Source organism: Actinoplanes sp. NPDC051494 (genome assembly GCF_044454705.1).
Taxonomy (GTDB): Bacteria; Actinomycetota; Actinomycetes; order Mycobacteriales; family Micromonosporaceae; genus Actinoplanes.
Genome location: NZ_JBITDZ010000010.1, coordinates 99602 through 119122 on the forward strand (window position 1 = coordinate 99602; position 19521 = coordinate 119122).

At 71.0% G+C, this 19521-nt stretch carries 21 protein-coding genes; 9 read left to right on the plus strand and 12 right to left on the minus strand.

The features are described 5' to 3' along the window. Positions 1-8: 8 nt before the first annotated feature. Complete coding sequence (locus ACIA6A_RS29860) at positions 9-656, plus strand: response regulator (protein ID WP_396101254.1); 648 nt, start codon at positions 9-11, stop codon at positions 654-656. 85 nt (positions 657-741) lie between these two features. On the opposite strand, the gene ACIA6A_RS29865 is transcribed toward ACIA6A_RS29860, so the two are convergent. The 4 genes from ACIA6A_RS29865 to ACIA6A_RS29880 form a co-directional block, all read right to left on the minus strand. Beyond that, positions 742-2157 carry a glycoside hydrolase family 130 protein gene (locus ACIA6A_RS29865; protein ID WP_396101255.1) on the minus strand — a complete coding sequence of 472 codons (1416 nt, stop codon included), beginning with the start codon at positions 2155-2157 and terminating at the stop codon, positions 742-744. Between the two features lie 86 nt (positions 2158-2243). Beyond that, a complete protein-coding gene (locus tag ACIA6A_RS29870; protein ID WP_396101256.1) occupies positions 2244-3353 on the minus strand; it encodes a glycosyltransferase in 1110 nt (369 codons plus the stop codon). Beyond that, positions 3350-4501, minus strand: a complete 1152-nt coding sequence (locus ACIA6A_RS29875) for a glycosyltransferase (RefSeq protein WP_396101257.1) — start codon at positions 4499-4501, stop codon at positions 3350-3352. The genes ACIA6A_RS29870 and ACIA6A_RS29875 overlap by 4 nt, the downstream gene beginning before the upstream one ends. Before the next feature lie 123 nt (positions 4502-4624). Beyond that, positions 4625-5626: a glycosyltransferase family 4 protein gene (locus tag ACIA6A_RS29880; RefSeq protein ID WP_396101258.1), complete on the minus strand. Its 1002-nt coding sequence runs from the start codon at positions 5624-5626 to the stop codon at positions 4625-4627. A 61-nt stretch (positions 5627-5687) separates the two neighbouring features. Here ACIA6A_RS29880 and ACIA6A_RS29885 point away from each other — a divergent pair, with 61 nt between their 5' ends. Further along, positions 5688-7388, plus strand: a complete 1701-nt coding sequence (locus ACIA6A_RS29885) for an alpha-glucosidase (RefSeq protein ID WP_396101260.1) — start codon at positions 5688-5690, stop codon at positions 7386-7388. Here the strand turns inward: ACIA6A_RS29885 and ACIA6A_RS29890 are convergent. Continuing rightward, on the minus strand, positions 7378-7524 hold the full coding sequence (locus tag ACIA6A_RS29890) for a hypothetical protein (RefSeq protein WP_396101261.1): 147 nt from the start codon (positions 7522-7524) through the stop codon (positions 7378-7380). The genes ACIA6A_RS29885 and ACIA6A_RS29890 overlap by 11 nt on opposite strands. A 112-nt stretch (positions 7525-7636) precedes the next feature. On the opposite strand from ACIA6A_RS29890, the gene ACIA6A_RS29895 reads away from it, so the two are divergent. Further along, positions 7637-8110 (plus strand): TspO/MBR family protein, encoded by a 474-nt coding sequence (locus ACIA6A_RS29895; protein WP_396101263.1) that lies wholly within the window; start codon positions 7637-7639, stop codon positions 8108-8110. Here the strand turns inward: ACIA6A_RS29895 and ACIA6A_RS29900 are convergent. Then, a complete protein-coding gene (locus ACIA6A_RS29900) occupies positions 8082-8531 on the minus strand; it encodes a hypothetical protein (protein ID WP_396101264.1) in 450 nt (149 codons plus the stop codon). The genes ACIA6A_RS29895 and ACIA6A_RS29900 overlap by 29 nt on opposite strands. A 7-nt stretch (positions 8532-8538) precedes the next feature. Then, positions 8539-8820, minus strand: a complete 282-nt coding sequence (locus ACIA6A_RS29905; RefSeq protein WP_396101265.1) for a hypothetical protein — start codon at positions 8818-8820, stop codon at positions 8539-8541. Between the two features lie 308 nt (positions 8821-9128). On the opposite strand from ACIA6A_RS29905, the gene ACIA6A_RS29910 reads away from it, so the two are divergent. Next, entirely contained in the window at positions 9129-9410 is a 282-nt protein-coding gene (locus tag ACIA6A_RS29910; protein WP_396101267.1) for a transcriptional regulator, read from the plus strand. On the opposite strand, the gene ACIA6A_RS29915 is transcribed toward ACIA6A_RS29910, so the two are convergent. Next, a complete protein-coding gene (locus ACIA6A_RS29915) occupies positions 9407-10084 on the minus strand; it encodes a hypothetical protein (RefSeq protein ID WP_396101268.1) in 678 nt (225 codons plus the stop codon). The genes ACIA6A_RS29910 and ACIA6A_RS29915 overlap by 4 nt on opposite strands. Before the next feature lie 110 nt (positions 10085-10194). Continuing rightward, positions 10195-10560, minus strand: a complete 366-nt coding sequence (locus ACIA6A_RS29920; protein ID WP_396101269.1) for a VOC family protein — start codon at positions 10558-10560, stop codon at positions 10195-10197. Positions 10561-10687: 127 nt separating this feature from the next. On the opposite strand from ACIA6A_RS29920, the gene ACIA6A_RS29925 reads away from it, so the two are divergent. Beyond that, the gene (locus ACIA6A_RS29925; RefSeq protein WP_396101270.1) at positions 10688-12910 is read left to right on the plus strand and encodes a putative bifunctional diguanylate cyclase/phosphodiesterase; all 2223 of its coding nucleotides are present in this window, start codon (positions 10688-10690) and stop codon (positions 12908-12910) included. A 6-nt stretch (positions 12911-12916) separates the two neighbouring features. On the opposite strand, the gene ACIA6A_RS29930 is transcribed toward ACIA6A_RS29925, so the two are convergent. Both ACIA6A_RS29930 and ACIA6A_RS29935 read right to left on the minus strand, forming a co-directional pair. After that, positions 12917-13819, minus strand: a complete 903-nt coding sequence (locus ACIA6A_RS29930) for an NADP-dependent oxidoreductase (RefSeq protein WP_396101271.1) — start codon at positions 13817-13819, stop codon at positions 12917-12919. Positions 13820-13852: 33 nt separating this feature from the next. Continuing rightward, positions 13853-14449, minus strand: a complete 597-nt coding sequence (locus ACIA6A_RS29935) for an NTP transferase domain-containing protein (RefSeq protein WP_396101272.1) — start codon at positions 14447-14449, stop codon at positions 13853-13855. Between the two features lie 39 nt (positions 14450-14488). Here ACIA6A_RS29935 and ACIA6A_RS29940 point away from each other — a divergent pair, with 39 nt between their 5' ends. The 3 genes from ACIA6A_RS29940 to ACIA6A_RS29950 are packed head-to-tail and all read left to right on the plus strand — an operon-like array spanning position 14489 to position 16661. Next, positions 14489-15052, plus strand: a complete 564-nt coding sequence (locus ACIA6A_RS29940) for a hypothetical protein (protein ID WP_396101273.1) — start codon at positions 14489-14491, stop codon at positions 15050-15052. Between the two features lie 59 nt (positions 15053-15111). After that, positions 15112-15732 carry a bifunctional 4-hydroxy-2-oxoglutarate aldolase/2-dehydro-3-deoxy-phosphogluconate aldolase gene (locus ACIA6A_RS29945; protein WP_396101275.1) on the plus strand — a complete coding sequence of 207 codons (621 nt, stop codon included), beginning with the start codon at positions 15112-15114 and terminating at the stop codon, positions 15730-15732. Beyond that, positions 15729-16661, plus strand: coding sequence for a sugar kinase (locus ACIA6A_RS29950; RefSeq protein WP_396101276.1), 933 nt, complete (start codon positions 15729-15731; stop codon positions 16659-16661). Before ACIA6A_RS29945 ends, ACIA6A_RS29950 begins: the two co-directional genes overlap by 4 nt. Before the next feature lie 5 nt (positions 16662-16666). Here ACIA6A_RS29950 and ACIA6A_RS29955 read toward each other — a convergent pair whose 3' ends face one another. Beyond that, positions 16667-17407 (minus strand): SAM-dependent methyltransferase, encoded by a 741-nt coding sequence (locus ACIA6A_RS29955; RefSeq protein ID WP_396101277.1) that lies wholly within the window; start codon positions 17405-17407, stop codon positions 16667-16669. Positions 17408-17725: 318 nt separating this feature from the next. Between ACIA6A_RS29955 and ACIA6A_RS29960 the strand changes: the two genes are divergently transcribed. Continuing rightward, on the plus strand, positions 17726-19489 hold the full coding sequence (locus ACIA6A_RS29960; protein ID WP_396101278.1) for an alpha/beta hydrolase: 1764 nt from the start codon (positions 17726-17728) through the stop codon (positions 19487-19489). Positions 19490-19521 lie beyond the last annotated feature (32 nt).

Consider the following 19521-nt stretch of genomic DNA (forward strand, 5'->3'; position numbering starts at 1 on the left):
CTCCGGCGTTGACCGTACGGGTGCTGCTGGTTGACGACGACGCGTTGGTCCGGGCCGGGCTGACCATGATGCTGTCGGCCTTCGACGGTATCGAGGTCGTCGGTCAGGTGGCCGACGGTGCCGAGGTGGTGGAAGCGGTCACCACGTGCAAGCCGGATGTGGTCCTGATGGACATCAGGATGCCCGGGATGGACGGACTGACCGCTGCCGAGAAGCTGCGGACCCGGCCGGAGCCGCCCCAGGTGATCATGCTGACCACCTTCGACACCGACGACCATGTGCTGCAGTCGCTGCGGGTGGGAGCGAGCGGCTTTCTGCTCAAGCACACGCCACCGGCCCAGATCGCCGAAGCGGTGCGCAAGGTGGCGGCCGGTGAGCCCATGCTCTCGCCCGATGTCCTGCGCAGAGTGATGATGTTCGCCGCGGCCTCGGGCCAGGATCCCCGGCGGACCGTAGCGCGGACCTCCCTCGAACGCCTGAGCCCGGGAGAGCGCGATGTCGCGTTGCTCGTTGCCCAGGGGCGCACCAACCAGGAGATCGGGATCTCGCTGCGGATGAGCACCGCGACCGTCAAGGCGTATGTGTCGCGCACCCTGACGAAGCTGGACATGTCGAACCGTGTCCAACTCGCCCTGCTGGTGCACGATGCGAACTGAGCGGCCATGACGACCGGGGCCGGGCCCGCGGCGAAGGGCTGGGCGCCGTGACGCCCAGCCCTCGTGATGACAGCCCTCGTGCCGGTCAGCTGACCGGTGCCATGGCGTCCAGCAGCCGGTCCACGCCGATGCTCGCGAAGCCGACGCGGACGTCGCTCGCGCCGTACGGGAGCCAGAACCGGCCGTCGTGCACGAGCCCGCCGCAGGAGTACACGACGTTCGGGACGTACCCCTCGCGTTCGATCTCGTCCGGTTCCAGCAGGCCGTGGGGCAGGTCCGCGACCACCCGCTCCGGATTGTCGAGGTCGAGCAGCATGGCGCCGATCGCGTAGCGGCGCATCGGGCCGACGCCATGGGTGAGGACCAGCCAGCCCTCGCTGGTCTCCACCGGCGAACCGCAGTTGCCCACCTGGATGAGGTCCCATCCGCGGTGCGGCATGAGCAACGGCACCGCTGCCTGCCAGCGGTTCGATTCGTCGCGTTCGCTGAGACCGAGTGTCTCGCCGTCCGAGCGGCACAGCGCCAGGTGACGGCCGTGCACCGGCCGGGGGAACAGGGCCATTCCCTTGTTCCGGGCGGCGGGGCCACGCAGGGCCGTGACCTCGAAATGGCGCAGGTCGCGGGTCTGCAACATCCGGCCGCCGATCTGGCGCCCGTCGTACGCGGTGTAGGTCGCCGAGTAGGAGACCCGTCCGTCCGGTTCCACGACCTGCACGAACCTGGCGTCCTCCATGCCGTTGCTCTCCGCCGGGGCGGCCGGCCAGAGCACCCGCTGGTGCAGCGGCACCGTGGCCGGGAACGTCACCGCGTAGTCGGTCGCGACGATCTCACGCAGGATCGCGAGAGTCTCGCCCGCGGTCGGGCGGCAGAGAAGTTCACCGGGGAGGTGGCCGAGAACATCCTCGAACTCCTCCTCGCTGTAGCTCTCCGGCAGCGATCCCAGGACCGTCGCCGAGATCTCGTTGTCCAGGTCGACCTCGGCGAGGCCCGCCGCGAGCAGGTCCCGTTGATGACGGGCACCGGTGCGTTCGCCGACGAGCAGCGGGCCGTTGCGATCCTCGAGCCTGATGTGGTCGTCCGGGCCGAGCACCGCCGAGCAGAAGCCGATCGACGAGATGTGGCCCTCGCCGATCTGCCGGAGGCTGATCGCGACCCGGAGCTGGCCCGGTTCCATACCGCTCTGGTCCGGGTGCGGGACCATGGACGGGTTGCACAGCGCCGCGGCCTCGACCGCGTACTCGTGGCTGAAGTACGCGCCGATCAGGGTCCGGGCGTTCGGCGAGAGTTCGACATCCGGGGGCACGCGGTGGTGCACCAGGTCGAAATGATGGCCGAACGTGGTGAGCAGATCGTGGTGACGTCCCGAGAAGCGGGTCAGGACGTCGTCGAGCAGTCGAGCTGTCTCGTCGTCGTCGAGCCGGAGGATGCGCTCGATGAGGCTGGATGCCCGGTTCTGCACCAGCTGTGCGTCCTCGCCGGGGACGAACAGCTTGATCACCACGCGTCGCCCATCGGGCTGCATCGTGAGGGCGTGGCGCAGAGCAAGGGACGTGGTCTGGGCTCGTTCTTGGGGATCCATAGTTGCGGTCACGCTAGGCCGCCTGACGGTCGGGTCGCGCTGCGCCCCGCCCACGCGCGGGCGTGCTGCAACGTGGAGACGAGCGCGAGAGTGGATTCGGCACCTTCGTTCAGATTAGGGCCTTCAGGTGTCAATCCGTCATAACATCCGCCGGTCAGGGGGTCGTACATGACCGATCCGGTGTCGTTGTCGCCCAGGAACCAGGCGATCGCCTGGAACAACGGCGCGTCCCAGGCGTCGTCGCCGGTGACCGCGGCGGCAGTCGCGCAGGCGTCCGCGGTCGCGGCGGCCTCGATCGGCTGCTGGTCGAAACGGCATCGGTCGGCCGGAGCGGCGGGGCCGGGTGGGTGCCAGCCGCCGACGGGTACGGGGGAGAGGTGACCCTGATGTTCTTGCAGGTCGCAGAGCCAGGCCAGCATGCGCAGGCCGTCGGTCAGCAGGGGCTCGTCGCCCAGCAGGTCGCCGGCGTGGATCATGGCCTCGGCCAGGGCCGGATTGGCGTACGTGAGTTCGCGTTCCGGCCACACCCAGGTGGGGTCGCTTCCCGGCAGGCCGATGACGGTGGCCGCGTCGCCGAGCAGCTGGGTGGCCACGTCCCGGACGGCCCGGTCGGCCTGCGGGGCCCGGAGGATCTCGGCTGCTCCGAGTCCCGCGAGGGCCATGGCTCTCGACCAGGGAGACCGCTGGCGGGCGCCGATCATGAAGGCTTCGCGGGCCTCGCGACGGATCCAGGGCACGGCGCTGCGGCCCGCCGCCGTGCCGAGACCCCACAGGGCTCGGCCCCACCAGTCGCCGGTGCCGGGCTCGTCCAGCCAGCGGCGGTCGTACGAGAGACGGTTGCGGACCCGGCCGTCCGGGGTCATGGCGTGGGTGACGAAGGCGAGATAGCGCTCGGCCAGTCCGGTCACCAGGGCCGTCGGCTGGGGTTCGCGGCTGGCGACGAGCAGCCCCCGGGCCACGTCGTCGACGCAGTAGCCGTGCTCGCGGCGGACCGTCGCGTGGCGGGCGTGTTCGAGCAGGCCGGTGTCGTCGGAAAGGCGGGCGATGTGCGCCCAGCTGGGTTCCGGGGCGTCGATGAGGCGCAGGGGTGGCGGGACCAGCCGCAACGTGACGCTCACGCGGGGACAGAAGTGGCTACGGGCGCGCGGTCGGCGAGCAGATGAGCGGCCAGGCTCTGGTATCGCGCCGCCACCGCCGGCCAGCGCAGGGTGGGGCCTCCGGCGATCCCGGTCAGGTGGTTCGCCACGTCCGGGGCCTGCAGGAGGTGCCGGATGCCGGCGGCCATCGCCTCCGGGTCCTGATGGGGTACCAGCAGGCCCGGGCCGTCCGCGAGGAGCTCCACCGCGTGCGGGAATTCCGTGGCGATGACCGGCACTCCCGCGCCCACCGCTTCGATGAGGACCCCCGAGGTGACCTGTTCGGTCGAGTCGTAGGGCAGGACCACGACGTCCGCCGAGCGGATCAGCCGGCTCAGGGCCGCCTCGTCGAGGTACACGTCCTGCCAGTCGACCTGGTCCGCCACCCCGAGGTCGTCCGCCAGGGCCTTGAGCGAATCCCGGTAGACGTCGCCGAAGTGGTCGAGGACCTTGGGGTGGGTACGGCCGGCCACCGTGTACCGGGGCAGCGGGTCGAGGTCGCGCAGGCCGGCGAGCGCTCGCAGGGCCCATTCGATGCCCTTGCCCGGGCCGAGCAGTCCCCAGGTCAGCAGGTGCGGCACGTCGTGTTCCTCGCGGGGTGCGCTGGAGTGGCTGCCGGCTCCGTGCGGGATCACCGTGACCTTGCGCGGGTCGACCCGGTAGCCCGCGGTCAGGCGCTGGCGGGCGGTGTCCGTCATGGTCACCACCGCGGCGACGCGGGCCAGGATGCGTTCGAGGACCGAGCGTTGCATCGGGGTCGGGTTGCTGAGGACGGTGTGCAGCACCACGATGGTCGGCACCTTCAGCGCCCGGAGCAGCGGCAGCACCTCGTCGCCGTCCTCGCCCGGGTAGATGCCGTACTCGTGCTGGACGATCACCACGTCGTAGCGGTTGAGCACGTTGGCCGCCGCCTGCCAGCCGCCCTCGGTGCCGGTGTGCCAGGTGTGGGCCACCCGGGGCGCCGTACGGTCCACCTCGAGCCCGCCCCCGGCCGCGTCCTCGGAGAGCAGCCGGACGACCCCGCTGCCCGGGGCGCCCCCGGTGAGGTGGGAGGCCAGCGCCGCATTGAAGGTCGCCAAACCGCATTGTGTCGGGGGATAGGTGCTGAGAAAGCCGTAGGTGGCGGGCATGACAGGCCCTTTCTGTTCAGGCGGCTGCCTCCCCGCAGCGCGAATGGCGCGCGGAAGTGTGTGCGTGACCTTTCCGGAGAATTGCCGCAATTGTGTAGGTGCACATTAACAAGAATGGCCCGTTCAGCTGAGCAATTTGCGGTAGATCGCCAGGTAGTCGTCGACCATGCGATCGGCGCCGAAGCGGGCGCGGGCGTGGGCCCGGCAGGCCGCCCGGTCGACGGCGGCGATCCGGTCCACCGCGGCCACCGCCTGGTCCGTGTCGTCGACGAGGCGGCCGGTGAGACCCTCGTCGACGACCTCGGGCATGGAACCCTTCCGGTACGCGATGACGGGCGTCCCGCAGATCATCGACTCCACGACGGAGAGGCCGAACGGCTCGGCGAACCGGATCGGGTGCAGCAGCGCGGCGCTGCCGCCGAGGATCCTGGCCCGGTCGCCTGGTCCCACCGAGCCGAGGTAGGTCACCCGGTCCCCGTCGATGTGCGGCTCGACCATCTCCTCGAAGTACCGCTGGTCCTGGACGATCCCGCACAGGGTCAGCCGGCGGCCGGAGCGGCGGGCGATCTCGATGGCGGTGTCGGTGCCCTTGTCCGGGTGGATCCGGCCGAAGCACACGAGGCCGTCGCCGGGGGTCTCGCCGAACGGCAGCTCGTCGAGGTCGACGCCGTGGTACACGGTGCCCACGTAGTCGAGGTCGTGGCTGCGGTCGGCGTCGGAGATGGACACGAACGCCGACTTGCCCCGCTTGTAGGCGGGCAGGATGTTGCGGCCGGAGAAACCGTGGATCGTGGTGAGCATCGGCGCCCGGCAGTGCGCCGAGAAGGCGAGCGGCAACCAGTCGAGATGGTTGTGCACGAGGTCGAAGTCGCCGGAGCGCTGCAGGGCGTACCCGACGTGCAGGGCCTCCCAGACCCGCCCGTCGAGGTCGGGGTCCTCCTCGTACCCGTGCACCGCGACCCCGTCGAGGGTGGCCTTGGTGATCGAGTCGAGCGTCGCGAACAGGGTCACGTCGACGCCGCGGGCGGTCAGTCCCTCGGCGAGCAGGCTGGTGACCAGCTCCCACGGGCCGTAGTGGACGGGTGGCGTGCGCCACGCGATCGGTCCGAGCAGGGCGACCTTCATGATTGTCAGTATGGGAGCGGATCCCATGTTTCGGGTGGGGTTCTCGTGTTAAAGAGGGACCATGGACAACCCCTGGTGGCACAGTGCCGTCGTTTACCAGATCTACCCGAGGAGCTTCGCCGACGCCGACGGGGACGGCATGGGCGACCTGCGCGGCATCATCGATCACCTCGACCACATCGCCGGCCTCGGTGCCGACGTGGTCTGGCTGTCGCCGGTGTACCCGTCCCCGCAGGACGACAACGGCTATGACATCAGTGACTATCAGGACATCGAGCCGGTTTTCGGGACGCTCGCGGACTTCGACGAATTGCTCGCCGGTGTGCACGAGCGGGGCATGCGGCTGGTCATGGATCTGGTTGTCAACCATTCCTCGGACGAGCATCAATGGTTCGTCGAGAGCCGATCCTCGAAGGACAGCCCGAAACGCGACTGGTATTGGTGGCGGCCCGCTCGCGAGGGCATGGAACCGGGCACCCCGGGGGCGGAGCCGACCAACTGGGGCTCGGTCTTCGGTGGCTCGGCGTGGGAGTACGACCCGGCGTCGGGCGAGTATTTCCTGCACATCTTCAGCCGGAAGCAGCCGGACCTCAACTGGGAGAACCCTGAGGTCCGGGACGCGGTCTACGCGATGATGAACTGGTGGCTGGACCGGGGTGTGGACGGCTTCCGGATGGACGTCATCGACCACATCTCCAAGGACACCACGCTGCCCGACGGTGTGGTGCGGCCCGGGGCTCCGTACGGTGAAGGTGGTCCGCATTATCTGAACGGCCCCCGCAACCACGAGTTCCTGCAGGAGATGCACCGGCGGGTCTTCGCCGGGCGCGACGCGCTGCTGACCGTCGGCGAGATGCCCGGCGTGACCGTGGACGAGGCTGTGCTGTACACCGATCCGGCCCGCAAAGAGGTCGACATGGTGTTCAACTTCGACCACGTGTGGGCCGACCGGGGTGCCGACCCGTGGCTGCTGTACCCGTTGCGGCTCACCCGGCTCAAGGCGATCTTCGCCCGTTGGCAGGCGGGGCTGGCTGAGACCGGCTGGAACAGCCTGTACTGGAACAACCACGACCAGCCGCGGGTGGTCTCGCGGTACGGTGACGACTCGCCGCAGTGGCGGGAGCGGTCGGCGAAGATGCTCGGCGCGGTGCTCCACCTGCACCGTGGCACGCCCTACGTCTACCAGGGCGAAGAGCTCGGGATGACCAACTATCCGTTCGGGTCCATCGCCGATTTCCGGGACATCGAGGCGCTCGGGCATTACGCCCAGGCGGTCGATCATGAGGGCCGGCAACCCGCGGACGTGCTCACGGTGCTGCGGGCCCGCAGCCGCGACAACGCGCGGACCCCGATGCAGTGGGACGACTCACCCCAGGCGGGCTTCACCACGGGTACGCCGTGGCTGGCCGTGAATCCCAACTACAAGGACATCAATGCCGTCGCCGCGGTCGCGGATCAGGAGTCGGTGTACCACTTCTACCGGCGGCTCATCGCGCTTCGGCACGAGGAACCGGCCGTGGTCTACGGCGACTTCACGATGCTGTTGCCGCAGGACGAGCGGCTGTACGCGTACACCCGGCGGTTCGAAGGGGTGGAACTTCTGGTGATCGGCAACTTCACCGGTGAGCCGGTGCGGGCCGATATCGACGAGGCCGGGGCGTGGTCGGCAGCGGAACTGCTGCTGACCAACGCCCCGGCGTCGGCCGATCTGGTGCTGGAACCCTGGCAGGTAGTCATCTACCGGCGCGGGGTCACGCGGTGATGGTGTCCCAGGAGAACGCGAGCAGCGCGAACGCGGCACCGAGCAGGGCCAGCGAGATGCCGCGGGTGCCGATCGGCAGCGCGGCGAGCACGATGAGGATGACGGCGATGATGTAGAAAAGTCCCTGGATCGACATAGGAGAGCCTCAATTCTGTGGGGGTCTGGCGCGGCCCCAGGTACCCCGCATGGAATCGCTCCCAAACATCCGGCCCGGCATGATCACATGCCGGGCCGGGTAGTCCCCGGTCATGAGCAGTCACGCGCCTGTCCGCCGCTACGTCAGCCTCGCCCCGTTCGGCCTCGCGGTCGCCGCCGCGGCCCTGCTCGGCGTGCTCGGTGTCGCCGGCACGACCGCCGAGTACCAGGGCCTCGACCAGCCCTCCTGGGCGCCGCCGTCCTGGTTGTTCGGCCCGGTCTGGACCATCCTGTACGTGATGATCGCGGTCGCGGGCTGGCTGGTGTGGCGCAGGGACGGCTGGAGCCCGGCGCTCACCGTGTACGCGATCCAGCTCGTCCTCAACGCGATCTGGACGCCGATCTTCTTCGGCTTCGGTCAGTACGGCCTCGCCCTGGTGGACATCGTGCTGATGTGGCTGCTGATCGGCGCGACGGTGTGGTTGTTCCGGCCGGTCTCCCGCCTCGCCGCGGGCCTGCTGCTGCCCTACTGGGCGTGGGTGACGTTCGCGACGGCTCTCAACGCGTACATCTGGCACGCGAACTGAGATAGCGGCCCAGGTGCGGTTCGAAGCGCGCCGGGACGGTGATGACCGGCAGGATGCCGAGGTGTTCGGCCAGGGCTCCCGACGCCAGCGTGCCCACCAGCATGGCCACCGCGTCGATGCCCATGATGGTGCCCCAGAACCGGCCCCGGTGGCTGTCGTCGGTGGCCTGCTGGAAGACGGTCATCGCGCGCGGGTCGAAGCGGTGCCCGATCAGGGTCACGATCAGCCCGCCGGCCAGGCCGCCGATCGACTGACTGGCCATGGCCAGGCCGTACGCCCTCCCGTCGCCGCCGAGCACGTCGCGGACGAACGGCGCGGCCAGGGTGCCGATCGCCGCCTCGCCGATGCCGGTGATCAGGCTGAACGCGATGACACGCGCAGGGCCGGGCTGGCGAGGGCGACGCGCAGCCCCTCGGACCACTCGCTGCTCATCCGGCGCCGTGGTGCGGGTACCGCGCGGGGAGCGCGGAGGAAGAAGAGCAGCCCGGCGGCGAGCAGGAACGTGATCGCGTCGGCCGCGCCCAGCAGGGGATCCCGCCCAGCGCGGCCACCGTCCCGCCGAGCGCCGCACCGATCAGCCGGGCCACGTCGGAGATCTGGCCGTTGAGGGAGTTCACCGTGACCAGCCGGTCGGCGGGCGCCAGGGTGGGCACGAGGGCCGCCTCGGCGGACGCGAAGAACGGCGCCAGGCAGCTCTGGACCGCCGGCACCGCGTAGACCAGCCAGGCCCGGTCCGCCGCGTGGACCGCCAGCAGCGGCCAGGTCCGACCAGCGCGGGTCCTCGTCGGCGCGGCGCAGCTGCCAGTCGCTGAGCTGGTCGAGTGCCTGCTCGGCCACGTAGCGGTCGAGGAACTCGACGGATTCCATGGCCTCGGCGGCGGTGATCCGGCCTTCCCGGCCGGCCAGGCACGTGCTTGGGGTCTGGCGTTCACCTGACCGGAGGACCCGGGTCGCTGGCCATCGACTTTAGGTATAGCTACACTCGCGGGTGTCGGCTCACGAGTGGAGATGGTGCCCGGTGCGCGATTCCGGTGACGAATTCGAATTCCTCCGGCTCTCCCAGGAGATCCGCGCCGCCGTAACCTGGCGGATGCAGGAAATGGGGATGAGCAGAAAGGATCTTGCCAAGGCGATGAATGTCACGCCCGGGCGGATATCGCAGATGCTGTCGGGTGACGAGAATCTGACCCTGAGAACGATCTCCACGCTGGCGTCCTGTCTGGGCACCCGGGCGGAACTGATGCTGACGACCGTCGTCGCGGCCGATCGCGCGCGGGAATTCCAGCCCGGCCGGGCCTAACGCCGGCCGGTCATGACGAAGCCCCGGCCGTCGGTGGTGGGCTCGTCGTTCATCGCCGTGCCGACGGGGATCAACCGGTCGGCACGGGCCTCGTAGACCAGGCCGAGCAGGTCCCGCACGGCGATGTCGCGGCCGATCTCAGCCCGGCGGCGTTCGCGGCCACGGGCCTCCGCCCACCTGCGAACGGCGCCCTCATAGGCGCGTTCGTGCAGCTCAAGACGCTTCTGCAGGCGCGCGGTGCCGGGCAGGCGCCGGTCCTCGAGCCGCTCGCGGAGCTCCCCGATCAGCCGCTCCACCGCGAACGCCTCGGTCAGCCGGGCCTGCCACCTCACCACCTGGTCGTGCTTCACGTCGGCCAGGTGGTCGTTGAGCCACTCGTGCATCAGGGGCAGGCCGAGCGTCAGCCACTGCTGGAACGGCCCCGGCTCACCCTGCGAGCCGCGCTGGGTCATCGCCTTCACGCCACCCACGCCCAGGGGGCCGGCGAAGGCCAGCACCTGGGGTGGGACCGCGCTGCCACTGAGGGCCGCGACAAGCAGGGAGACCCCGGTGGTGACCGTCGCGATGGCGCCGATCGCCAGCGCGGTGAATCGCCATCCCCCGTGCCCGAAAGGCCGGTGGCGAGGCCGTTGCCGCTGGACGAGATAAAGCGCGCTCGCGACGGCCGCCGCCATGAACGTTGATGATATTGCTGCGAGGACCGACAATTTCTGCTCCCGAGGCCTGGACGCAGCCAAGGTACCCCAGGGGTGGGACAATGCCCGTTCTGCTTAATCCGAATGGGTCACGGGCGAATGCAGATGTCGAACGGTTGCCCGGCCGGGTCGAGCAGCACCCGCCACCGGTCCGGCTGCGGCTGCCCGTCCGGCTTGGTCGCGCCGAGCGCGAGCGCCTGCTCCTCCGCCTTGTCGAGATCATCGACGTAGAAGTCGAGGTGGTAGCGCTTCGGGGCGGCCTCCCCGGGCCAGCCCGGCCCGGCGTAACCGGCGACCTTGCCGAAGCCGAGGCTGGTGGAGCCGTCGCCGATCATCGCGTAGTCGGCGTCGCTGTGCAGGACCTCCCAGCCCAGCACCTGGGAGTAGAACGTGGCGAGCGCCGCGGGATCCCCGGCGTCGAGGTTGAGCATGGCGAGTGTGGCGAAACCTGTCATGGCACCGATCCTTCCTGTCTTACCTGACATCTGCTGTCAGGTACATCGGCGCTCAGTGCCCACGGGTGACTGCCGATAGGGGTACGTGACAGTTGCGTCGCCTTCCGCGGTTCCCGCCTGGGCGTACATGAGCCTGGGTGCCGCCGCCGCCGCGCTGCTCGCCGTCGGCCCCGAGCCGCTCAGGGTGCCCGCGATGGCGCTGTGTGTGCTGGGCGGTCTGGCCGCCATGACGTACAGCCAGGTCCGGATCGTCCAGCCGGACCAGCGCGCTCCCTGGCGGTGGCTGCTCATCGCGGCCTGGCTCTTCTTCGCCGGGATCGTCATCCGGGCCGTGGTGCCGGGCGCCGGGGCGTCCCCGCCGACCGCCATGGCGCTGATCCCCGACGCGTTCGTGCTGCCCGGCTACGTGCTGATCGGCTGCGGGTTCGGCGCCATGCTGCAGCGCCGGCGGGCGGTGGAGGACGATCCGGCGCGGGTGGACGCCGTGCTCGTCGGCCTGGCCGCGGCGTTCATGAGCTGGACGTACCTGATGGCGCCCTCGATCGAGCAGGCCGGGCTGACGCCGTTGCGGATCGCCAACTCGTTCTTCCCGGTCATCGACGTGGTGCTGCTGGTGCTGATCGCCCAGCTCGCGCTCTCGGGTGCCCGTGCCCCGTCGCTGTGGTTGCTGATCGGCTCGGCGTCGGCAATGTTCGCCGGGGACTTCGTCTTCATGCTGCGTGACGGTGCCGTCGCCGACATCTCCGGGCACGTGGTCGACGTCCTGTTCACCATGACGTTCCTGCTGCTCGGGGCCGCGATGCTGCACCCGTCGATGCGCACCCTCACCGAACCGCAGCCGATCATCGTCAAAGACCTCAGCAAGGTGCGGACCACCCTGATCGCGCTGATGGTGGTGGTCCCGGTGGTGATCACCACGATCGAGCCGATCAACGGCGTCGTGGACGGCAGCGTCCGCGCGGTGCTCTGCGCGTTCCTGATCCTCGCGGTGTTCCTGCGTGTGGTGCACTCCAACAACTCCCGGGCCCGCGCCGAACGCGTCACCCGGCGCCGGGCCACCCACGACGCCCTCACCGATCTGCCCAACCGGGAACTGCTGTCGGAGACCATCGCCGCCTGGGGTGCCCGGGCCACCACCGAGCAGCAGGAGATCAGCCTGCTCTTCATCGACCTCGACCGGTTCAAGATGGTCAACGACCACTGGGGTCACCAGGTCGGCGACGAACTGCTCTGCGTGGTCGCCGGCCGGCTCGGCACCATGGTCCGCGGCGAGGACCTGGTCTGCCGGATCGGCGGTGACGAGTTCGTGGTCGCCCTGGCCTCCCCGTCGCACTCGGCGATCGCCGAGTCGCTGGCCGCCCGGATGCTCGCCGCGTTCGAGCGCCCGTTCACCCTGTCGGTCGGCGACGTCGTCATCTCGGCGTCCATCGGGGTGGCGAAATCGACCGGCGGGGCGGAGGCGCTCGCCCTGATCCGGGACGCGGACACCGCGATGTACAAGGCGAAGGACTCCGGCCGCAACGCGGTCGCGCTGTTCGACCCGTCGATGCGCGACGTGGTCCGCGACCGGGTCGATCTGGAGCAGGCCCTGCGGGGTGCCCTGGAACGCGGCGAGCTGTACGCGAACTACCAGCCGATCATCGACCTGCGCACCGGCGAGCTGGACGGCTTCGAGGTCCTCATGCGCTGGCAGCACCCGGTGCTCGGCGCGGTGTCGCCGATGCAGTTCATCCCGGTCGCCGAGGAGACCGGCCTCATCGTCGACGCCGGCACCTGGCTGCTGCGCGAAGCGGCCCACCAGCTCGCCGCGTGGCGGGCCGAGCGGGGCCCGGACGCCCGCCCGCTGCACGTCTCGGTGAACGTCTCCGTCCGCCAGCTGCGCGACCTCGCCCTGGTCACGATCGTCCGCGACGTGCTGGCCGACACCGGTCTGCCGCCCGAGGCGCTCTGGCTCGAGATCACCGAGTCGGGCGTCATGGAGGACCTCGAGGCCGCGCTGGCCACCCTGGGCGCGTTGCGCGAGCTCGGTGTCACCATGGCCATCGACGATTTCGGTACGGGCTATTCGTCGCTGAGTTACCTCAACCGGCTGCCGGTCGGCATCGTCAAGCTCGACCGCTCGTTCGTCTCCGACGTCGGCCGGCACGGCGCGAACGAGTCGATCGTGCGCGCGGTGCTCGCCATGACCGGTGCCCTCAACCTGCGGGTGGTCGCCGAGGGCGTCGAGACCGGCCTGCAGCGCGACTGGCTCCGCGAACAGGGCTGCGACCTCGGCCAGGGCTGGCTGTTCGGCAAGCCCCGGACGGCGGCGGAGCACGCCGGCCTCATCCACGCCGGCATCGCGGCCTGAGCCCGGTCACCGCATCGTCAGCACCACCTTGCCGCGGCCGTGGCGGGACTCGACGGCGGCGTGCGCCTCGGCCACCCGGTCGAACGGGAACACGCGGACGGGCATGACGACCTCGCCCCGGCCGGCCAGAGCCACCACCTCGGCCAGCCGCTCGGGGGAGCGGCCCGCCCGGACCACCCGGGCGCCGTGCCGCTCGGCGGCCCGGTCGTCGACGATCGTCCCGACCCGCTCCGGCGCCACCCCGAGCGCGACGGACTGGGCGATCGCCTCCCCGCCCGCCGCGTCCAGCGCGACGCTCACCCGGTGCCCGAGCGCCCGGATCGCTGCCACCAGGCCATCGCCGTACGCGACCGGGATCGCGCCGAGCTCCCGCAGGTAGTCGTGGTTGGCCGGGCTCGCGGTGCCGATGACCATGGCCCCGGCCCGCCGGGCCAGCTGGGTGGCCACCGTGCCGACCGACCCCGCCGCGGCGTGCACCAGCAGGACATCCGCCGGGCCGACCCCGAGCTCCAGCAGCGCCCCGGACGCGGTCTGGGACGCCGCGACCAGCCCGGCCGCGGTGGACAGATCCAGCCCGGGAGGTTTGACCACGACGGTCGCGGCGTCTACCACCAGGCTGGTGGCGTGCCCGCGGAACATCGCCGAGCCGAGCACCGCAGTGCCCACCGCCGGCTCCGTGACGCCTTCCCCCAGCAGGTCGACCACCCCCGAATACTCCTGGCCGAGCTGCTGGGGGAAGGTGACCGGCGCCCAGGTCATGGCGCCTTGGCGGTAGCTCACGTCGAAGGGCTGGACCCCGGCGGCGTGGACACCCACCCGCACCTGGCCGGGCCCGGGAGCGGGGTCGGGCAGCTCGGTCGTCCGCAGGACCTCGGGGCCCCCGAACCGGTCGAACACGACAGCTCTCATGGGCAGAGCCTCCAACCTGTCCCAAGGTTCAGGTCAAGCCCCGGGAACGTCCATATCGGTGTCATCGGCCACATCGTCCACCGGCACGACCCGGACCTGGGCGGCGTGGGCGCGCAGGTAGTCGCGGGCGCCCCGGTCACCGGTCGCCGTGGCGGACACCCCGGCCCAGTGGTCGCGGCCGAGCAGGACGGGGTGCGACCGGCGTCCGGCATACCCGCCCGTCACGAGCGCTTCCGGGGTGGCGAACGCGGCGATCCGGCGTACCGCTGCGGGGGTGACGCCGGGCATGTCGACCAGCAGGACCACCGCCGCGTCGGCCGCCGTGGCGGTCAGCGCGTCCAGGCCGGTGCGCAACGACGACGCCATGCCGGTCTCCCAGGCGGGGTTCTCGACGAATTCGAGCTCGGTGGCGATCGCCCGCACCCGGCCGGACTGCGCGCCCACCACGACCAGGATCTGCTCGAGCCCGGCCGTGCGCAGGGCCGTCGCCGCCCGCCGGACCAGGGGGACGCCGTCGTGGATCACGAGCGCCTTCGGCATCCCGTAACGACGGCCCGCTCCCGCGGCGAGGACGAGCCCGGCGATGTTCACCGGATCGACGGTACGCCGCAACGTCACGATCCGGGGCACGGCCGCGACCGCGCGGGCGAGGATCGCTACGGTAAGCGCGTGTCTGAGATCCCGTGGTGGGGGCTTCCCCTCGTCGCCATAGTGTTTGCCCTGCTGGGCGCCGGTGTGGCCCTGCTCGTGTCGGCGCGCGACAACTATGCCCGCAGTCGTGCCAAGCGCACCAAGAGGTGGTATTCCGAGCGCCGTGACGCTTATGTCGCCCTGCTGACCGAGTTCGAACGGGCGACGTACCGGTTGCGGGCGGCGCTGGACGCGGGCCAGCCGCTGCCGTCGCACTTCACCTATCTCGACGACGCCGGCCCCGCCGTGATGCAGGTCCGGCTCCTGGCCACCGGTCAGGTCCGCAGCGCGGCGCTGGCCGTGCACCTGCTGCTGGAGAAGCTCTACACGCCCGCGCAGACCCCGCCGCCCGGTGTCGACACCACCAAAGCGGCCCGCGAGATGCTCGGCCACGTCCCGCTGGTCATGCAGCAGCTCGAGGCGGCGATCCGCGAGGAGCTCGAGATCGAGGTCACCCGGCCGGACGCCCTGCCCGCGCCGAGGAAACAGTCCGCGCCGAGGAAGCAGGCCGTACCGAAGAAGAAGCCGGGAGTCACTGGCTGAGGCCACCTCCGCCGGGGGATGCTGGGAACCCATCGATGGGGAGGCATCCTTTGACGGACTTGTCAGTTACCGAAACGGTCGTCCGCAGCGGCGTGGTCGCGGTGCTGCGGGCGCCCACGGCAGACTATTTCGCCGCCGTGAGCGAGGTGCTCGTGGAGGCCGGCATCACCGCGCTCGAGGTGACCCTGACCTGCTCGGGCGCCCTGGAGGCGATCGCCGGTCTACGCCGGCAGCTGCCCCCGCACGTCGCGCTCGGCGCGGGCACCGTGCTCACCGCCGACGACGCCAAGGCCAGCGTGGACGCCGGCGCGACGTTCCTGGTCTCGCCGGTGCTCGTGTCCGGTCTGGATGGTTTCGGGGTCCCGGTGTACCCGGGCGCGTTCAGCCCCACCGAGCTGTACGCGGCCAGCCGCCAGGGGGCGCCGCTGGTCAAGCTGTTCCCGGCGTCGGCGGTCGGCCCGCGTTACGTGCAGGATCTCCACGGCCCGCTGCCCGATCTGCGGATCATGCCCACCGGCGGCATCGCGATCGCCGACGTGGCGACCTGGCTCGGCGCGGGCGCGTCGGCGGTCGGCCTCGGTGGCCCGCTGATCGGGGACGCGGCCACCGGCGGCAGCCTGCGGTCGCTGGCCGACCGGGCCCGCCGGGCCGCCGACGCGGTCGGGTACGCCCGCTCATGACCGGCGGGCTGCTCACGTTCGGGGAGACCATGGGGCTGGTCGCGGCCGACAGCATCGGGCGCCTGGAACACGCCCGCGGTTTCACGCTCGGCATCGGCGGTGCGGAGAGCAATGTGGCCATCGGGGTGGCCCGGCTCGGCGGTGAGGCCACCTGGATCGGCCGCCTCGGGCCGGACGCCACCGGTGACCTGATCGCCCACCGGCTGCACGCGGAGGGGGTACGCGCCGTGGTGATCCGCGACGCGTCGTTCACCGGCCTGATGGTCAAGCACCGCCGCACGGCCGGGCTGCTGCACGTCGACTACCACCGCGCGGGCAGCGCCGGCTCCCGGCTCGTCCCGTCCGACATCCCCGGGGAGACCGTTCGCGCGGCCGGCATCCTGCACGTCACCGGCATCACCCCGGCGCTGGGCGACACGGCCCGCGCGGCGGTGTTCCAGGCCGTGGAGACCGCCCGGGCGGCGGGTGTCGCGGTGTCCGTCGACGTCAACTACCGGGCCAAGCTCTGGTCCCGGTTCGACGCCGCCCCGGTGCTGCGCGACCTGGTCACCCGCGCCGACATCGTCTTCGCCGGCCCCGACGAGGCCGCGCTGATCGCCGACGGGCCACCGGCCGAGGCCCTGGCCGCGCTGGGCCCGGCCGAGGTGGTGGTCAAGGACGGGCCGCGCGGCTGCGAGGCCCTGATCGACGGCAAACGGCACCGGCGGGAGGCGCTGCCGGTGCCGGTGGTGGACTCGGTCGGGGCCGGGGACGCGTTCGTGGCCGGCTACCTGGCGGACCGCCTGGCGGGGGCCGAGCCGCAGGACCGGCTGGCCACGGCGATCGCGGCCGGGGCGTTCGCGGTCACCGTCCCGGGCGACTGCGAAGGGCTGCCGACCCGGGCGGAACTGACGTTGCTGGTCACGGCCACCGACGACGTGGTCCGCTAGCAACGTTAGCGGCGCAGCAGCAACGTCACGAAACCGAGCACCCCGCGGTATCCGTGCAGCCAGGCGGTCCGGTGCTCGGCGGCCGTGTCGAGGACCTGCCGCCGGTCCGGGTGCCCGGGGTGGTCCAGTGCCCACCGGGCCAGCGAACCGGTCCAGTTCCACTCGTAGTCGTCCCATTCGGCGAGCGTGCTGACGTGGGCGTACACCGGGGTCCAGCCGTCGGCGGCCAGCCGGTCCACCGTGCCCGCCAGGTCGGTGTACCCCGGCTGGTCGCCCTCGATCATGGCGCGCAGCTCCGGCCCGGGCTCGCGCTCCCAGAAGCAGTCACCGAGCAGCAGCGTGCCGTCCTCGGCGAGGTGCTCACGCACGGCCTTCAGCGTCGGCACCAGACCTCCGTACGCGTACGACGCCCCGACGCTGAGCACCACGTCGGCCGGCCCCGCCGACCGGTAGCCGGTGACGTCCTCGCGGCGCAGCTCCAGCCGCTCCGCGACACCCAGCTCGGCCGCGGCCGCCCGGGTCCGGTCGAAGCCGTGCTCCGACAGGTCGACACCGACCGCGGTGACGCCGGGCTGCTGTTGAAGAGTGCGCAACAGCCAGCTCCCGTCCCCGCAGCCGAGGTCGAGCAACCGGGCGCCCGGCCCCCGCACCGCCCGGCCGAGCAGCTCACGCACCTTGTCCTCGCTGACGGGCGCGGTGATCGGATGGTCCGCGTGCGCGAGCGCCCGTAACGTCTGCTTGTCCATGGTGGAACATTGGGCACCATGACGGCCCCCGTTGACCACCGGATATCCCGGGGTGTTCACCGAGCTGACCGCCCCGTACCGGCAATAGGCACCTACCCCAACAGGTGAAATATTTCCATTCGTTTCCGCCGCCGGGGAGAATACGATGTCGCTCATCGATGCGGTGGTCATACCGTTGATGATCAGTCCCAGGTGGTAGTGGACGGGCAGATCATTCCGGTATGGCGGCAGGGTCGCTCGAAATGCATTTCACGGCATGCGATACCTATCATTCATGCCGTGCGGCACCCGGTCGCGGGCAGCAATGGAAGGGCGGCCATGAAAGATCTGGGAAAACGCCTCCTCACGGCGGGGATCGCGGGCGTTCTCGCCGTGGCACCCGTCGCGATCTGTGCGTCGGCGGCGGTCGGGGCCCCGAGTGGCGGCCCGAGTGGCGCCACGGCCGGCGCCAGGACCGGCGCCGTGGAGCGGCAGCGCGTCGACGCGGTGAGGACGCCGAGGATCGGCTGGTACGAGTGCTACGGGAATGCCGAGTGCGCCACCACCGAGCTCCCGCTGGACTACGACGAGCCGCGGGGTGCGACGACCGAGATCGCGCTGCTGCGGATCAAGGCGAAGGACCAGAAGAACAGGATCGGCAGCCTTTTCGTGAATCCGGGCGGACCGGGTGGCTCCGGGACGAGTTTTGCCTACTCCGCCCAATATTTCCTGAGCCCGGCCGTGCTGCAGCGCTTCGACATCGTCGGTTTCGACCCGCGGGGCATCGGGGCCAGTGAGAACGTCAGATGCTTTCCGTCGGTCCGGGCCCAGAACGCCGTCCTGCGCGATCTGAACATCGCATTCCCGTGGGGGCGGGCCGAGGAGAAGAAATACATCCGGGCGGCCGAGGAACTGGGCCGGGCGTGTTCCTCCACGGGCGAGCCGCTGACCGGGTCCGCGTCGACCGCGGAGGCGGCTCGGGACATGGACGTGCTGCGCCGGGCCGTGGGGGACGACAAGCTGAGCTACCTCGGCTTCAGCTACGGCACCGCGATCGGGCAGTACTACGCCAACATGTTCCCGGACCGGTTCCGGACCGTGGCGGTCGACGGGGTGCTCGACCCGGAGCACTGGGCCGGCACCGGTTCGACCGCCGGCCAGGGGCAGGACCAGCGGGTGCGCTCGGCGGCCGGCGCCCACCGGGCGCTGATGGAGATCCTCGGGCGCTGCGACGAGGCCGGCCCGAAGTACTGCGTCTTCGCCGCCGGTGACCCGAAAAAGAGGTTCGAGGTGATCGCGCGCAAGCTGCGGGCGGAGCCGATCGAGATCACCGACGAGTTCGGTACGTACACGATCTCGTACGCGGATTTCGTCGGCGGCATGCTCGGCGCGCTGTACGGCGTGGACGCCGGTGACTTCACCACGTATCTCGCCCAGGAGGTGTGGACGCTGCTGTTCCCGCCGTCGGCCGCGGCGGCCGGCACGGCGAAGGCGGCGCTGATCAGGCGGATCAAGCAAGCCCGGACCCGGCCGGGGCGCGATTTCCCGTACGACAACAGTCTCGAGTCCGCTTCCGCCGTGGCCTGCGCCGACGCGCAGCACCCGCGGGACGCGGACCTGTTCCCGGCCCTGACGGCCGCCGCCGACAAGAAGGCACCGTACTTCGGCCGGGCCTGGGGCTGGGCCACCGTCCAGTGCTCGCGTTCCACGTGGACGGCGCGCGACGAGGACGCGTACACCGGTCCCTGGACGACCCGGACCGCCGCGCCGGTCCTGCTGGTCGGCACCAGGTGGGATCCGGCGACCAGTTACGAGGACGCGGTCTCGGCCGCCGGGCGGCTGCCGAACAGCTTCCTGCTGTCGAGCACGAACTGGGGCCACACGTCGTACGGGACCTCGGCCTGCGCGACCGGGGCGATCGACACCTATCTGCTGAGCGGCGCATTGCCGGCCCGCGGCACGCTCTGCAAGGGCGACTACGAGCCGTTCACGGCGCCGCTGCCGGTCGGCGGCAGCTCGTCCGGCGCGGAGTCGCCGAGGGAGGCGGGCCTGCCGCCGGTCGCGGATCCGCTGCCGTTGTCGATCCTGAACGGCAACCGCTGACCGACCACCGACGGCGTTCCGGGCACCGCGCC

Bases quoted from the DNA above. Each gene is read 5' to 3' on its own strand.
- ACIA6A_RS29875 (WP_396101257.1), bottom strand. From the start codon at position 4,501: ATGCCCGCCACCTACGGCTTTCTCAGCACCTATCCCCCGACACAATGC.
- ACIA6A_RS29880 (WP_396101258.1), bottom strand. From the start codon at position 5,626: ATGAAGGTCGCCCTGCTCGGACCGATCGCGTGGCGCACGCCACCCGTC.
- ACIA6A_RS29885 (WP_396101260.1), top strand. From the start codon at position 5,688: ATGGACAACCCCTGGTGGCACAGTGCCGTCGTTTACCAGATCTACCCG.
- ACIA6A_RS29890 (WP_396101261.1), bottom strand. From the start codon at position 7,524: ATGTCGATCCAGGGACTTTTCTACATCATCGCCGTCATCCTCATCGTG.
- ACIA6A_RS29895 (WP_396101263.1), top strand. From the start codon at position 7,637: ATGAGCAGTCACGCGCCTGTCCGCCGCTACGTCAGCCTCGCCCCGTTC.
- ACIA6A_RS29915 (WP_396101268.1), bottom strand. From the start codon at position 10,084: ATGGCGGCGGCCGTCGCGAGCGCGCTTTATCTCGTCCAGCGGCAACGG.
- ACIA6A_RS29920 (WP_396101269.1), bottom strand. From the start codon at position 10,560: ATGACAGGTTTCGCCACACTCGCCATGCTCAACCTCGACGCCGGGGAT.
- ACIA6A_RS29925 (WP_396101270.1), top strand. From the start codon at position 10,688: ATGAGCCTGGGTGCCGCCGCCGCCGCGCTGCTCGCCGTCGGCCCCGAG.
- ACIA6A_RS29930 (WP_396101271.1), bottom strand. From the start codon at position 13,819: ATGAGAGCTGTCGTGTTCGACCGGTTCGGGGGCCCCGAGGTCCTGCGG.
- ACIA6A_RS29950 (WP_396101276.1), top strand. From the start codon at position 15,729: ATGACCGGCGGGCTGCTCACGTTCGGGGAGACCATGGGGCTGGTCGCG.
- ACIA6A_RS29955 (WP_396101277.1), bottom strand. From the start codon at position 17,407: ATGGACAAGCAGACGTTACGGGCGCTCGCGCACGCGGACCATCCGATC.
- ACIA6A_RS29960 (WP_396101278.1), top strand. From the start codon at position 17,726: ATGAAAGATCTGGGAAAACGCCTCCTCACGGCGGGGATCGCGGGCGTT.